Source organism: Allobosea sp. GW821-FHT10B12, assembly GCF_059415545.1.
The window spans coordinates 155,613-168,121 of sequence record NZ_JBWKNL010000001.1; the positions used below are offsets into that span (position 1 = coordinate 155,613).

Consider the following 12,509-nt stretch of genomic DNA (forward strand, 5'->3'; position numbering starts at 1 on the left):
CCTTTCAGATCACTCGGCAGCCATGCGGCTGAGCGTTTTCTGCGCGGCGCGCCAGACGGCCTGCGGCGTCGCCGGCATGGCGATGTCCTCATGGCCGAGCGCGTCGGTGATGGCGTTGATGACCGCGGGCGGTGCGGCGATGGCGCCGGCCTCGCCGCAGCCCTTGATCCCGAGCGGGTTCGACGGGCAAGGCGTCACCGTCATGCCGACCTCGAAGGACGGCAAATCGTCGGCGCGCGGCATGCAATAGTCCATGAAGCTCGCGGTCACGAGCTGGCCGTCGGTGTTGTAGCGCGCCCCTTCGAGCAGCGCCTGACCGACGCCCTGGGCGATGCCGCCATGGACCTGGCCCTCGACGATCATCGGGTTGATGACATTGCCGAAATCGTCGACCGCGGCCCAGCGCTCGATCCTGGTGACGCCGGTGTCGGGATCGATCTCAAGCTCGCAGATATGGACGCCGGCCGGGAAGGTGAAGTTGGTCGGGTCGTAGAACGCCCCCTCCTTCAGCCCGGGCTCGAGGTCCTGGCCGTTGAACTTGTGGGCGACATAGGCCTGCAGCGCGCAGGAGCCGAAATCGAGCTTCCGGTCGGTGCCCTTCACGGTGAAGTTGCCGTCCTTGAAGTCGATATCGGCTTCGTCGGCCTCCAGCACATAGGCGGCGACCTTCTTGCCCTTGGCGATCACCTTGTCGATCGCCTTGAAGATCGCCGACATGCCGACAGCGCCCGAGCGCGAGCCATAGGTGCCCATGCCCATCTGCACCTTGTCGGTGTCGCCATGGACGATCGAGACGTTCTCCAGGGGCACGCCGAGCCGGTCGGAGACGAGCTGGGCGAAGGTCGTCTCATGGCCCTGGCCATGGCTGTGCGAGCCGGTCAAAACCTCGATCGTGCCGACCGGATTGACCCGGACCTCGGCCGATTCCCAGAGGCCCACGCCGGCGCCGAGCGAGCCGACCGCCGCGGAGGGAGCGATGCCGCAGGCCTCGATATAGGCGGAGAAGCCGATGCCGCGCAGCTTGCCGTTGCGGCCGGAATCGCGGCGACGCTTCGGAAAGCCTTTATAATCAATGATCTCGAGCGCCTTCTTCAACGCGGCGCCGTAATTGCCGGTGTCGTACATCATGATCACCGGCGTCTGGTGCGGGAACTTCCGGATGAAGTTCTGCGTGCGGAACTTGGCCGGGTCCTTGCCGAGCTCACGTGCCGCGACCTCGACCAAGCGCTCGACCACGAAGGTCGCCTCAGGCCGGCCAGCGCCCCTGTAGGCATCGACCGGGGCGGTGTTGGTGTAGACCGCGTCGACCTCGCAATAGATCGCCGGGATGTCGTACTGGCCCGAGAGCAGCGGCGCGTAGAGATAGGTCGGCACCGAGGAGGAGAAGGTCGAGAGATAGGCGCCGAGATTGGCCGTGGTCTTGACCCGCATCGCCAGCATCTTGCCGTCTGCGTCCATGGCAAGCTCGGCATGGGTGACGTGGTCGCGGCCATGTGCGTCGGAGAGGAAGGCCTCGGTGCGGTCCGAGGTCCATTTCACCGGCCGGCCGACCTTCTTCGCCACCCAGACGCAGACCGTCTCCTCGGCATAGATGAAGATCTTCGAGCCGAAGCCGCCGCCGACATCCGGCGCGATCACCCGCAGCTTGTTCTCCGGCGCAATGCCGATGAAGGCCGAGAGCACCAGCCGCGCCACATGCGGGTTCTGGCTAGTGGTGTAGAGCGTGAAGGCGCCCTCGCCCTGGTCGTAATCGCCGACCGCGGCACGCGGCTCCATGGGGTTCGGCACCAGACGGTTGTTGACAATGTCGAGCTTGGTGACGTGCTTGGCCGCCTTGAACGCGGCCTCCGTCGCGCCCTTGTCGCCGAGATGCCAGTTGAACACCGTGTTGTCCGGCGCCTCGGCATGAACCTGCGTCTTCGCCTTGGCCGCGGTCGCGGTGTCGACCACCGCCGGCAGCACGCCATAGTCGACGACGATCGCCTCGGCCGCGTCACGCGCCTGCGCTAGCGTCTCGGCGACGACCACAGCGACATGGTCGCCGACATAACGGACCTTGCCCTGCGCCAGCGCCGGGTGCGGGCCAGCTTTCATCGGCGAGCCGTCCTTGGAATGGATCATCCAGCCGCAGATCAAACCACCGACCTTGTCGGCGGCGAGGTCGTCGCCGGTGAAGATGCCGAGCACGCCCGGCATTGCCGCCGCGGCCTTGGTGTCGATTGTCTTCAGCGTGGCGTGGGCGTGCGGCGAGCGCAGGAAATAGGCATGTGCCTGCCCTGGTCGGTTGATGTCGTCGGTGTAGCGGCCCTGGCCGGTGATGAAGCGATGGTCTTCCTTGCGGCGGACGGGAGCGCCGATTCCGGTGGCGGACATGGATTCCTCCTGGCGGTGGAGCAGGATCAGCGCGAAAAACCGGTTCCCACTTTTTCGCATCCTGCTCTGGCGTGGCGCCTCTTGGCGGGCGCTATCAGCATGTTTCGGGGATCACATCGGAAGAAGGCCGCGCCGGTTCTGCCGGACGCAGCTACGGGAGCGTGCTATTCGGCGGCCTGCCTGACCGGGGCTGCGCCCTTGCCCATCGCCTGCGCGCCAGCGGCGACTGCCTTGACGATGTTGTGGTAGCCGGTGCAGCGGCAGATATTGCCATCGAGATCCTCGCGGATCGTCTTCTCGTCGAGATCGTTGCCGCGCCGGTTCACGATATCGACTGCCGCCATGATCATGCCCGGGGTGCAGAAGCCGCATTGCAGGCCGTGATGCTCGCGGAAGGCCTCCTGCATCGGGTGCAGCGCCCCGCCATTGGCGAGCCCTTCGATCGTGGTCACGGAAGCGCCTTCGCAGGCCAGCGCCAACGTAGTGCAGGATTTCACCGCCTTGCCGTCGAGATGGACGACGCAGGCCCCGCACTGGCTGGTGTCGCAGCCGACATGGGTGCCGGTCAGCCTGAGATTTTCGCGCAGGAATTGCACCAGAAGGGTGCGTGGATCGACATTCGCGGTGACGGGCTTGCCGTTCACCGTCATCGACAGATTGGCCATGGGGCACTCCTCCGAAAGCCTGTTTTCCGGCGCGGTCCACGACATCTCGAAGAACCGCACGATTCGCTCGCAGGCCTGCCACAGGTCCGCGGAGAATTTCCTTGGAACAACTTCAAAAAGCAGTGTGGACCCGGGATTTTCTGCGGTCAAGCGGACAGCCATGCCGCAGGCGGGCCGGTTTGGCGACGTTTTTGCATGATTTCGGCAAAGCGGAGCGGAAAGGCCTCCTTGCTCGCCGTAACCCGCCAGGCCGGGACTTTCGTGGAATCTTAACCACGCATGTGCAGCATCGTCGGTCGGAATGACGATCACCGATCGTCGCGCTCACGGATGGCGCGGTTGGCCTCGATCCTCGAACACGTCCAGCGTCGCCTGACGGCGATCGGCTATGACGAGCGTCAACGCCGGCGCCTGCGCCGCTATCGCGCCATTGTCGACCGCGTCATCGTCGAGGTCGTCGAGCAGGATTTCGCGCGCGCCTTCGCTATCCATCCGCTGCTGAAACCGGCGGTCGAACCGGCCGCGGCCGAGCTTTACGCCGCCGAGGCCGATCATTTCCGCCTGCTCTTCGAGGGTGATTTCGACCAGCGCTATTGCGACTCGCTCGAACGGCTCACCTTGCTCGAGCGCCATGGCCAGGTCGGCGCCCGCGCCCGCGCCTCGATCGCCTTCACCCTGTTCCGCATCTTCCTGGAAGAGAGCCGCACGCGCCTCGTCTTCTCGCGGCGCGACATCCCGCACGACCTCTTCATCATCGAGAGAGTGCTGACCTATGACGTCAACACCGCCATGTCGCTCGATCGGGAGTTCGAGGCGGCCGAAGCCCGCCGCCGCGGCGTGGCGCTCGACGAGGTCGCCGCGACCCTGACCTCGCGCATCGGACAACTCGACAGCACGATCAGCAACGCCGTCGATCTGTTCGTCGAAACCGCGGGCGAGACCTCGGCCGCGACCAGCTTCATCAAGGATCAGGTCGGCTCCGTCGCCCAGACGTCGCTGCTCGTGCGCGAGAAGGCGATGCAGACCGCCGCCGCAACCGAAGAGATGTCGGCCAACATCGCCGAGATCGGCCAGCGCGCGCGCCAGAGCCTGGAGATCGCCAACCGGGCCGTCGCCGACGCGCAGGCGATGGACGGCGCGATCGCAAGATTGCGCGATGTCACCCGCAGCATCGAGACCGTGGTCGGCATGATCGCCGACATCGCCGCACAGACCAACCTGCTCGCCCTCAATGCCACGATCGAGGCGGCCCGCGCCGGCGAGTCCGGCCGGGGCTTCGCCGTGGTCGCGGCCGAAGTGAAGTCGCTGGCGACGCAGACCGCCTCGGCGACGCAGGAGATCGCGACGCAGATCGCCGAACTCTCGGCCAGCGCCGAAGCCTGCGGCGTCCGCGCCGCCTCGATCGGCGCAACGATCGGCGAGATCAAGGCGGATTCCGAGGCGATCTCGGACGCGGTCGCCCAGCAGAGCAGCGTCACCGGCGGCATCGCCCGGCATGCGGCCGAGGTCGCGCACGGCTCGGACGAGGCTATCGACAGCGCGACCCGCGTCAACGACAGCCTGGGCAAGACCGAGAAGGCGCTGGAGCGCGCCAATGCCGCTGCCGCCGATATCGCGCTTCAGGTCGGCGCGGCGGAAGCGACGGTCAGCGAGGCGCTTGCCGCATTGCGCAAGGCCTCCTGAGCCTCAGCCCTCGCTCACCGCCTTGGCGAAATTGGCGAAGAACTCGTCGGCCAGCTTCTTCGAGACCGAATCGATCAGCCGCGAGCCCAGCTGCATCAGCTTGCCGCCGACCTGCGCCTCGACCTCGTAGCGCAGCAGGGTCTGCCCGCCTTCGGCCTCTTCCAGCGTGACCTTGGCGCCACCCTTGGCGAAGCCGGCGATGCCGCCCTCGCCCTCGCCGACGATGCGGTAGCCGTTCGGCGGATCGAGGTCCTGCAATTCGACCTTGCCTTTGAAGGTCGCCTTCACCGGGCCGAGCTTGACCTTCACAATCGCCGAGAAATGCGTGTCGTCATCCTTGGTGAGCTGCTCGCAGCCGGGAATGCAGGCCTTCAGCACCTCGGCGTCGTTGAGCTTCTCCCAGACCACCTGCTTGGCCGCGGGCAGCGTTGCCTCGCCGGTCATCGTCATTGCCATGGGCTTGCTCCTCACCGCTCTCGAGGCCACTGACATGTTGCAGCCGGCCCGGCCCCGGGTCTATCCAAGGTCCGCCTAATCCATGACCGGAAAGCACCGGCGCGCACAAGGGGACGAAGCTGGGATGTGGGTTGCAACGACCGCTCCGCAGGAAGGCGCGTCCGGACATGGCTGACAGCGGACTTTACGGCGAACTTTTCGCCGATCACGAGATGGCGGCACTTCTTGATGACCGCGCTGCGCTGCAAGGCATGCTCGATTTCGAAGCCACCCTCGCCCGCGCTGAAGCCGAAGTCGGCGTCATTCCCGCTGCGGCAGCCGACATCATCGCCGACCAGTGCAAGGCCGAACTCTACGACATCGCCGTGATCGGCAAGGCCGCGACGCTCGCCGGCAATCCCGCGATCCCGCTGGTCAAGGCGCTGACCGCACGCGTCGCCGCAGTCGATGCCGAAGCAGCGAAATGGGTGCATTACGGCGCGACCAGCCAGGACGTGATCGATTCCGGCCATGCACAGCAATATCGTGCCGCCTGGGAGCTACTGCTGGAACGCTCGGCGCTCCTTGCCCATGCCCTCGCCGCGCTCGTGCGCGAGCACCGCCGCACGCCGATGATCGGCCGCACCTTCCTGCAGCATGCGGTGCCGATCTCCTTTGGTCTCAAGGCCGCCAACTGGCTGAGCCCGGTCGTCGCGTTCCACGACGACTTCATGATCTGGGGGAAGTCCGCCCATCAGCTCGGTGGCGCGGCCGGCAGCCTCGCCTCGCTCGGCGACAAGGCCGATGCCGTGTCGGAGGCCTTCGCCCGCAGCATGTCCTCGATCAGCGCCGTGCGCGTGCCCTGGCATAGCGAGCGCCGGCGCCCTGCCATGATCGCCGCAGAACTCGGCCTGCTTCTCGGCCATCTTGGCAAGATGGCCGGGGACATCGCCCTGATGGCGCAGACCGAGATCGGCGAACTCGCCGAGCCGGAAGCCCCCGGCAAGGGCGGCTCCTCGGCCATGCCGCACAAGCGCAATCCAGTGCTGTGCACGCTGATCCTGACAGCGGCAAAGCGCACGCCGGGGCTGGTTGCGACCATGCTCGCGGCGATGCCGCAGGAGCATGAGCGCGCCATGGGCGGCTGGCATGCCGAATGGCCGACGCTGCGCGAACTCTTCCTGATCGCCGGCTCTGCCCTGAACCAGGCGGTCGCGCTGATCGAGGGGCTGCAGGTCTTCCCGGAGCAGATGCAGTACAATCTCGACCTCACCAACGGCCTGGTGATGGCCGAGCGCGTCTCGCTCGCGCTGGCACAGACGATCGGCCGCGGCGAAGCCCACCACCTGCTCGAGGAAGCCAGCCGCGACTGCCTCGCCAGCGGCCGCCATCTCAGGGATGTCCTGGCCGATCATCCGAAGCTCGCCGGTAGGCTTTCGCCGGAAGTGCTCGACGATCTGTTCGACCCCACCACTTATCGCGGCGCCACCGACGCCATCATCGACCGCATCCTCGTCCTCTATGAGGAAGAGCGGGAATACATGGGCGGCAATGCCTGAGAATCTCGCCGAGCCGCCGCGGTCTTCAGGCCAGCGCATTTCGATCACTGAAGGCGGCGAGCTCGCCGCCGGGAGGAAGATGCCATGACGATGATGACGATCCGGGGCGAGCCGTTCCATGTCCGGGTCGACGGCGATGCCGGCGCCCCGGCGCTGCTGCTCTCGAATTCGCTCGGCACCAACCTCTCGATGTGGGATCCGCAGGTCGCGCAATGGGCGAAGCATTTCCGCGTCGTCCGCTATGACAGCCGCGGCCATGGCCGCTCGACCGCGCCGGACACGCCCTATTCGATCGCCATGCTGGCCGACGACGCGCTCGCCATCCTCGACGCACTCGATATCGGGACGGCGCATTGGTGCGGTCTCTCGAAGGGCGGCATGGTCGGTCAGTGGCTCGCCACCCATCACGGCGAACGGTTCGACAAGGTCGTGCTCGCCAATACCGGCGCCTATATGGGCCCGCCGGAGAACTGGGAGACCCGCATCCGCAATGTCCGCCAGAACGGCATGGCGGTGATGGTGCAGCCGACGCTGGAGCGCTGGTTCAGCCCGGCCTTCCGCGAACGCGACACGGACACGATCGCCAAGGTCAGCGAGATGCTCGCGACCACGCCGCCGCTCGGCTACGCCAATTGCTGCGCCGCGATCCGCGACATGGACCAGCGCGGAACGATCAAGGCGATCCGCAATCGCGTGCTCGTCGTCATCGGCAAGGTCGATCCGGCGACGCCACCGGAGGCCGGCCACTTCATCGCCGATACGATCCCGGGCGCGCAGCGCGTCGAGCTCGACGCCGCCCACCTCTCCAATCTCGAGCAACCGGCCGCCTTCACCAGGGCCGTGCTCGACTTCCTCAAGGGCTAAGGACCAACGCGATGGACGACAAGAGCCGCTACGATGCGGGCATGAAGACCCGGCGGTCCGTGCTGGGCGGCCCTTACGTCGACAAGGCCAGCGCCGGGATCACCGACTTCACCCGCGACTGGCAGGAATTCATCACGCGCACCGCCTGGAACGACATCTGGAACCGGCCCGGCCTGCCTTTGCGCGAGCGCTCGATCATCGTGCTCTCGATCGCCACCGCACTGGGCGCCTGGGGCGAGTTCCGCATCCATGTCCGCGGCGCCCTCAACAACGGGCTCTCCCGCGACGACATCAAGGAAGTGCTGATCCAGACGGCGGTCTATGCCGGCGTGCCCGCCTCCAACCATGCCTTCAAGGAGGCTTCGTCGGTGTTCGCCGAGATCGACGCCGAAGCCGGCAAGGATTGACGCGAGAATCGGCTGAGGTCAGACGCCGCCGAAGCGGCGGTGGCGGTAGACCAGCCCTGGCCCAGAACCGCCGCCGCCGAGCGCGACCACCTGGCCAATCACGACGCGATGTGTCGCGACCCGGTGGACCGCGGCGACGCGGCAATCGAAGCTGGCGAGCGCGCTCGCCAGCGCTGGCGCGCCCGTCGAAAGCTCTCCCCACTCGCCAGCACCGAACCTGTCCTCTCCCGTCAGGCCACGCCGGCCGGAGAAGACGAAGGCGAGCTCGTGGTCGGCCGCCGCCAGCGTATTGATGCAGAAGATGCCGCTCTCCTCGATCGCCGCCAATGTCCGGCTGGCGCCCTCGATGCAGACCAGCACGGTCGGCGGCGCATCCGAGACGGAAGCGACCGCTGTTGCGGTGAGGCCGGCGCGGCCCGCAGGCCCGACCGTCGTCACGATATGAGCCGCGCTCGCCACCTGCGCCATCGCCTCGCGAAAGGCCTGCGCTTGGGGACGCGACGCGCGTAAGGCGGCATCGACCATGTTGTTCATCGCCAACTCTGCGCGAGGACACTGCCCTTTATCTAAGCGCGCAGGGGTAAAAGGCCAGTTGCATCAATTCTCGACATAATGGCCGTTTCTGCCACACGGTTAAGATATATCACTATGCGGCATGTCATTCCATTCAGTCGCGCCGCAACGCCGCCAGCAATCCAGCGCGCAGATGGTGCATCAGCGCGTCGCTCGCCTCGGCGGCTGCGCCCGGCTCGCCCGCGACCAGAGCCTGGGCGAGGATCACATGATGGTGCGCGGCCGGCACGAGATCGACCTGCCGGTCGAAGAAGTACCAGGCGCGGCGGATCAGCGCCTGCAACGGTTCGACGGCGCGGCTGGCATAGGGGCTGCGCGCTGCAGCAGCCACCAAAGCGTCCAGCTCCTTGTCGAAGCGCATATAGGCGTTGACGTCGTCCGCCTGCGCAGCCTCGCGCATCGCCCGCGCCTTGGCGAGGATGGCGCTGCGTTCGCCAGGTCCGGCCCGCCTCGCCGCCTCGGCCGCGATCAGGCGCTCCAGCACCTCGCGCGCGTCGAGCGCCGCCATCACGTCGATCGCGTCGATGGCGGTGACGACGACGCCCTTGCGCGGCAGGATCTCGACCAGCCCCTGCTGCGCCAGCCTTATCAGCGCCTCACGGACCGGTGTGCGGCCGACGCCGACGAGTTCGATCATCTGCGCCTCGGTCAGCACCGCGCCGGGCCGCAGCGACAGGGTCACGATCGCCTCTTCGAGACGGCGATAGGCCAGGTCGGACAGGCTTGCCGTGGCGCGAACGCCGACGGCATCCTCAGCGGAAACGCGGGCCTCCTCGGTCATCGATGGCTCCGGCGATGCTTGACGCTTGACATGACATTGATATATCAGAACTTTCCGCTGGCCCGCAAGGCAGGCACGCCGGACAGTCGGCGTTAAAAAATTCCGCGCATGGAGCCGACATGGCGTTCGCCTGTACGATCCCCGCCGTCGCATCCGTCCAGCAGGACGACGATACAATCCGGATCACGCGCTGGGACTTCGAACCGGGCGCGGTCACCGGCTGGCACAGCCATGGCTGGCCCTATTTCGTCGTCATGCTGGTCGCCGGCACCCTGCGCATCCATGACGGTGCCAAGCAGACCGACGTGCTGTTGGCAGAGGGCCAGGCCTATATGCGCCAGGCCGGCATCCAGCACGATGTGATGAACGGCTCGCCTCATCCGATCGCCTTCGTCGAGATCGAGGTGAAGCAGCCGGCCGCCCTCAAGCTCCTGCCCGAGGCCCTGCCCAGCACATGAAGATCGCGATCATCGGCGCCGGCATCGTCGGCACGGCCACCGCCCATGCCTTGCTCGACGAGGGCCACGAGGTCCTGATCCTCGACAAGGAAGGGCCGGCCTTCGGCCCTTCGCGCGGCAATGCCGGCATCATCGCGCATACCGACGTGCTGCCGATCGCCAGCCCGAACATGCTGCGCAAGGTGCCGGGCTTCCTGCTCGACCCGCTCGGGCCGCTGGCGATCCGCCTCGGCTATCTCCCGCAATTGCTGCCCTGGCTGGCGCGCTTCCTGCTCGCGGCTCGCCCCGCCGCCTATGAGCGCTCGATCGCCGGCATGATCGCCATCCAGCAGCTGGCGCTGCCGGCCTGGCTGGCGCGCGCCGAGAAGGCCGGGATCAGCAACCATATCCATCGCCGCGGGGCGCTCTATACCTATCGCGACCCCAGCGACACCGCCGGGCTCGCAGAGCTCGCCCGGCGCCAGCGCGCCGCCGGCATCGCTGTCGATATGCTGCTGCCGCAGGAGCTGCGCCAGCTCGAGCCGGCCCTGAAGGACCGCTTCGCCGGCGCCGCCTTCCACCCCGATTGCGCCCATATCAGCGACCCGCTCGCCCTCACCATGGCGCTGTTCGAAACGGCGCTGGCGCGCGGCGCCACCTATGAGAAGGCCGAGGTCAGCAGCATCTCCATGGGCGAGCGGCCTGCCCTCATCGGTCCGGATGGCTGGCAGCGCGTCGTCGATCGCGTCGTCGTCGCGGCCGGCGCCTGGTCGAAGCCATTGGCGGCGGCGATGGGCGACAACGTCCCGCTCGACACCGAGCGCGGCTACAATGTCAGCTTCCCTGGCGTGACCGGCCTGACCAGCCGCCCGATCGGCTTCAAGGATGACGGCTTCGTCATGACCCCACTCGAAAGCGGCCTGCGCATCGGCGGCGCGGTCGAATTCGGCGGGCTGCAGGCGCCGCCGAACCATGCCCGCACCAGGGCGCTCTACGACAAGGCGGCGAAGCTGGTCGACGGGCTGCCGCCCTTCGACAGCGGTCGGCTCTGGATGGGTTTCCGGCCCTCGCTGCCGGATTCGCTGCCCGTGATCGGCAAGGCGAGCCGCAACCCCAATGTCGTCTATGCCTTCGGCCACGGCCATTACGGCATGACCCAGTCGACGGCGACGGCCGATCTCGTCGCCGCGCTGATCGCCGGCCGCCCACCCGCGATCGACATCGGCCATTTCAGCCCGCAGCGCTTCTGAAGCGGCGGCGCGCGGCGTATAGCTCAGGCGGTTGAATCGACCTCTCAGCCGGCAGGAGCAAGGCCATGATCAGACTCAGCTTTGCGCTCCTGCTCTCAAGCGTGCTCGCCAGCTGCGCCAGCTTCGCACCGCAGGCGTGCGCGCCCGGCCAGCAGGCCATGCTCTCGGCCGAACTCCTATTCGGTCGCAAGATCGGCGACCGCGTCGGCGTCAGCGAAGCCGCTTTCCGCCGCTTCGTCGACGAGGAAGTGACGCCGCGCTTCCCCGACGGGCTGACCATCCTCGACGCCAGCGGACAATATCGCGACCGCGAGCGCAGCATGCTGATCCGCGAACCGAGCAAGCTCGTGCTGATCACAACCTCGGACGAGGCCGGGAATCGCGACAAGCTCGCCGCCATCGCCGAGGCCTATAAGCGCAGCTTCAGCCAGCAATCGGTCGGGCTGATCCTCAAGCCGGCCTGCGCCTCGTTCTAACGTTAGGTCTGGGATTGTCGAAAGAATCGGAAAACCTTTCCCGACAAGAGTCTATCGTCTCAGTGGCGTAGCCGCTCTTCCTCAACTAGCCTGACGATACGGCATAGAAAATGCCCACGAGGGGAAACGCGCATGCAGGCTTCGATCCTGACCGATCTGCTGCTGCCGCTCGCCATTGGCATCGTCATGCTCGGACTTGGCCTCAGCCTGACGCTCGACGACTTCCGCCGTGTCGCCCGTTATCCGCTCGCCGTCGGTTTCGGCCTCTTCCTGCAGGTCCTGCTGCTGCCGCTCGCCGCCTTCGCGATCGCGATCGGCCTGAAGCTCTCGCCCGATCACGCCGTCGGCCTGATGCTGCTCGCCGCCGCTCCGGGTGGAGCGACGGCGAACATCTACAGCCACCTCGCCCGCGGCGATGTCGCGCTCAACATCACATTGACGGCGGTCAACAGCCTGCTCTGCCTGCTGACCCTGCCGATCGTGCTCGACCTCTCGCTCAGCTACTTCCTCGGCAACGGCCAATACGTGCCGCCGCCCCACCGCAAGGTGATCGAGGTCGGGGCGATCATCCTGATCCCGGTCGCCATCGGCATGCTTCTCCGGGCGCGGGCCGAGAGCTTCGCCATTCGCGCCGAAATGCCGATCAAGATCTTCTCGATCCTCGTCCTCGTCGTCCTGATCGCCGGTGCCATCTACATCGAGCGCAAGGCGCTGCTGCCCAGCCTGGTCGCGGTCGGCGGGGCCTGCCTCGTCTTCAACCTGATCAGCATGCTCGCTGGCTATCTCGCTCCGCTGGCGCTGCGCCTGCCCAAGGGGCAGGCCGTGGCGATCGCCATGGAGATCGGTATCCACAATGCAGCGCTCGCGATCTTCATCGCGCTCAACGTGCTGCGCAATCCGGCTGCAGCCGTGGTGCCCGGCATCTACAGCCTGGTCATGTATGTGACGGCTTCGGCCTTCGCCGTCTGGCTGGTGCGCAGAAGCACAGCCCTGCGCCCCGCCTGAG

Annotated in this window: 13 protein-coding genes; 8 read left to right on the forward strand and 5 right to left on the reverse strand. The window is 66.9% G+C overall.

Features of this window, described 5'->3' with window-relative positions:
• Window positions 1–9 precede the first annotated feature (9 nt).
• Window positions 10–2,373: a xanthine dehydrogenase family protein molybdopterin-binding subunit gene (locus AC07O0_RS00805; RefSeq protein ID WP_494619241.1), complete on the reverse strand. Its 2,364-nt coding sequence runs from the start codon at window positions 2,371–2,373 to the stop codon at window positions 10–12.
• 164 nt (window positions 2,374–2,537) lie between these two features.
• Complete coding sequence (locus AC07O0_RS00810; RefSeq protein ID WP_454024088.1) at window positions 2,538–3,038, reverse strand: (2Fe-2S)-binding protein; 501 nt, start codon at window positions 3,036–3,038, stop codon at window positions 2,538–2,540.
• 339 nt (window positions 3,039–3,377) lie between these two features.
• Here AC07O0_RS00810 and AC07O0_RS00815 point away from each other — a divergent pair, with 339 nt between their 5' ends.
• Complete coding sequence (locus AC07O0_RS00815) at window positions 3,378–4,721, forward strand: methyl-accepting chemotaxis protein (RefSeq protein WP_494619243.1); 1,344 nt, start codon at window positions 3,378–3,380, stop codon at window positions 4,719–4,721.
• A gap of 3 nt (window positions 4,722–4,724) precedes the next feature.
• On the opposite strand, the gene AC07O0_RS00820 is transcribed toward AC07O0_RS00815, so the two are convergent.
• Entirely contained in the window at window positions 4,725–5,177 is a 453-nt protein-coding gene (locus AC07O0_RS00820; protein WP_494619245.1) for an SRPBCC family protein, read from the reverse strand.
• Window positions 5,178–5,344: 167 nt separating this feature from the next.
• Here AC07O0_RS00820 and pcaB point away from each other — a divergent pair, with 167 nt between their 5' ends.
• The 3 genes from pcaB to AC07O0_RS00835 all read left to right on the forward strand — a co-directional run bounded on the left by pcaB (window position 5,345) and on the right by AC07O0_RS00835 (window position 7,986).
• Window positions 5,345–6,715 (forward strand): 3-carboxy-cis,cis-muconate cycloisomerase, encoded by a 1,371-nt coding sequence (pcaB, locus tag AC07O0_RS00825; protein ID WP_494619247.1) that lies wholly within the window; start codon window positions 5,345–5,347, stop codon window positions 6,713–6,715.
• Between the two features lie 84 nt (window positions 6,716–6,799).
• Window positions 6,800–7,579 (forward strand): 3-oxoadipate enol-lactonase, encoded by a 780-nt coding sequence (gene pcaD, locus AC07O0_RS00830; protein WP_494619249.1) that lies wholly within the window; start codon window positions 6,800–6,802, stop codon window positions 7,577–7,579.
• An 11-nt stretch (window positions 7,580–7,590) separates the two neighbouring features.
• Window positions 7,591–7,986 (forward strand): carboxymuconolactone decarboxylase family protein, encoded by a 396-nt coding sequence (locus AC07O0_RS00835; RefSeq protein ID WP_494619250.1) that lies wholly within the window; start codon window positions 7,591–7,593, stop codon window positions 7,984–7,986.
• 18 nt (window positions 7,987–8,004) lie between these two features.
• On the opposite strand, the gene AC07O0_RS00840 is transcribed toward AC07O0_RS00835, so the two are convergent.
• Both AC07O0_RS00840 and AC07O0_RS00845 read right to left on the reverse strand, forming a co-directional pair.
• Window positions 8,005–8,520 carry a flavin reductase family protein gene (locus AC07O0_RS00840; protein ID WP_494619251.1) on the reverse strand — a complete coding sequence of 172 codons (516 nt, stop codon included), beginning with the start codon at window positions 8,518–8,520 and terminating at the stop codon, window positions 8,005–8,007.
• A 133-nt stretch (window positions 8,521–8,653) separates the two neighbouring features.
• The gene (locus tag AC07O0_RS00845; RefSeq protein WP_454024095.1) at window positions 8,654–9,340 is read right to left on the reverse strand and encodes a GntR family transcriptional regulator; all 687 of its coding nucleotides are present in this window, start codon (window positions 9,338–9,340) and stop codon (window positions 8,654–8,656) included.
• A gap of 119 nt (window positions 9,341–9,459) precedes the next feature.
• On the opposite strand from AC07O0_RS00845, the gene AC07O0_RS00850 reads away from it, so the two are divergent.
• The 4 genes from AC07O0_RS00850 to AC07O0_RS00865 all read left to right on the forward strand — a co-directional run bounded on the left by AC07O0_RS00850 (window position 9,460) and on the right by AC07O0_RS00865 (window position 12,508).
• Window positions 9,460–9,798: a cupin domain-containing protein gene (locus tag AC07O0_RS00850; protein ID WP_494619253.1), complete on the forward strand. Its 339-nt coding sequence runs from the start codon at window positions 9,460–9,462 to the stop codon at window positions 9,796–9,798.
• The gene (locus AC07O0_RS00855; RefSeq protein WP_494619255.1) at window positions 9,795–11,027 is read left to right on the forward strand and encodes an FAD-binding oxidoreductase; all 1,233 of its coding nucleotides are present in this window, start codon (window positions 9,795–9,797) and stop codon (window positions 11,025–11,027) included. The genes AC07O0_RS00850 and AC07O0_RS00855 overlap by 4 nt, the downstream gene beginning before the upstream one ends.
• Window positions 11,028–11,092: 65 nt before the next feature.
• A complete protein-coding gene (locus tag AC07O0_RS00860; protein WP_494619256.1) occupies window positions 11,093–11,503 on the forward strand; it encodes a DUF3574 domain-containing protein in 411 nt (136 codons plus the stop codon).
• Window positions 11,504–11,635: 132 nt separating this feature from the next.
• Window positions 11,636–12,508 carry a bile acid:sodium symporter family protein gene (locus AC07O0_RS00865; protein ID WP_494619257.1) on the forward strand — a complete coding sequence of 291 codons (873 nt, stop codon included), beginning with the start codon at window positions 11,636–11,638 and terminating at the stop codon, window positions 12,506–12,508.
• Window position 12,509: the final 1 nt, after the last annotated feature.

Coding starts and splice junctions, on each gene's coding strand:
- AC07O0_RS00805 (WP_494619241.1), bottom strand. CDS start 2,373: ATGTCCGCCACCGGAATCGGCGCTCCCGTCCGCCGCAAGGAAGACCAT.
- AC07O0_RS00810 (WP_454024088.1), bottom strand. CDS start 3,038: ATGGCCAATCTGTCGATGACGGTGAACGGCAAGCCCGTCACCGCGAAT.
- AC07O0_RS00820 (WP_494619245.1), bottom strand. CDS start 5,177: ATGGCAATGACGATGACCGGCGAGGCAACGCTGCCCGCGGCCAAGCAG.
- pcaB (WP_494619247.1), top strand. CDS start 5,345: ATGGCTGACAGCGGACTTTACGGCGAACTTTTCGCCGATCACGAGATG.
- pcaD (WP_494619249.1), top strand. CDS start 6,800: ATGACGATGATGACGATCCGGGGCGAGCCGTTCCATGTCCGGGTCGAC.
- AC07O0_RS00835 (WP_494619250.1), top strand. CDS start 7,591: ATGGACGACAAGAGCCGCTACGATGCGGGCATGAAGACCCGGCGGTCC.
- AC07O0_RS00840 (WP_494619251.1), bottom strand. CDS start 8,520: ATGAACAACATGGTCGATGCCGCCTTACGCGCGTCGCGTCCCCAAGCG.
- AC07O0_RS00845 (WP_454024095.1), bottom strand. CDS start 9,340: ATGACCGAGGAGGCCCGCGTTTCCGCTGAGGATGCCGTCGGCGTTCGC.
- AC07O0_RS00850 (WP_494619253.1), top strand. CDS start 9,460: ATGGCGTTCGCCTGTACGATCCCCGCCGTCGCATCCGTCCAGCAGGAC.
- AC07O0_RS00855 (WP_494619255.1), top strand. CDS start 9,795: ATGAAGATCGCGATCATCGGCGCCGGCATCGTCGGCACGGCCACCGCC.
- AC07O0_RS00860 (WP_494619256.1), top strand. CDS start 11,093: ATGATCAGACTCAGCTTTGCGCTCCTGCTCTCAAGCGTGCTCGCCAGC.
- AC07O0_RS00865 (WP_494619257.1), top strand. CDS start 11,636: ATGCAGGCTTCGATCCTGACCGATCTGCTGCTGCCGCTCGCCATTGGC.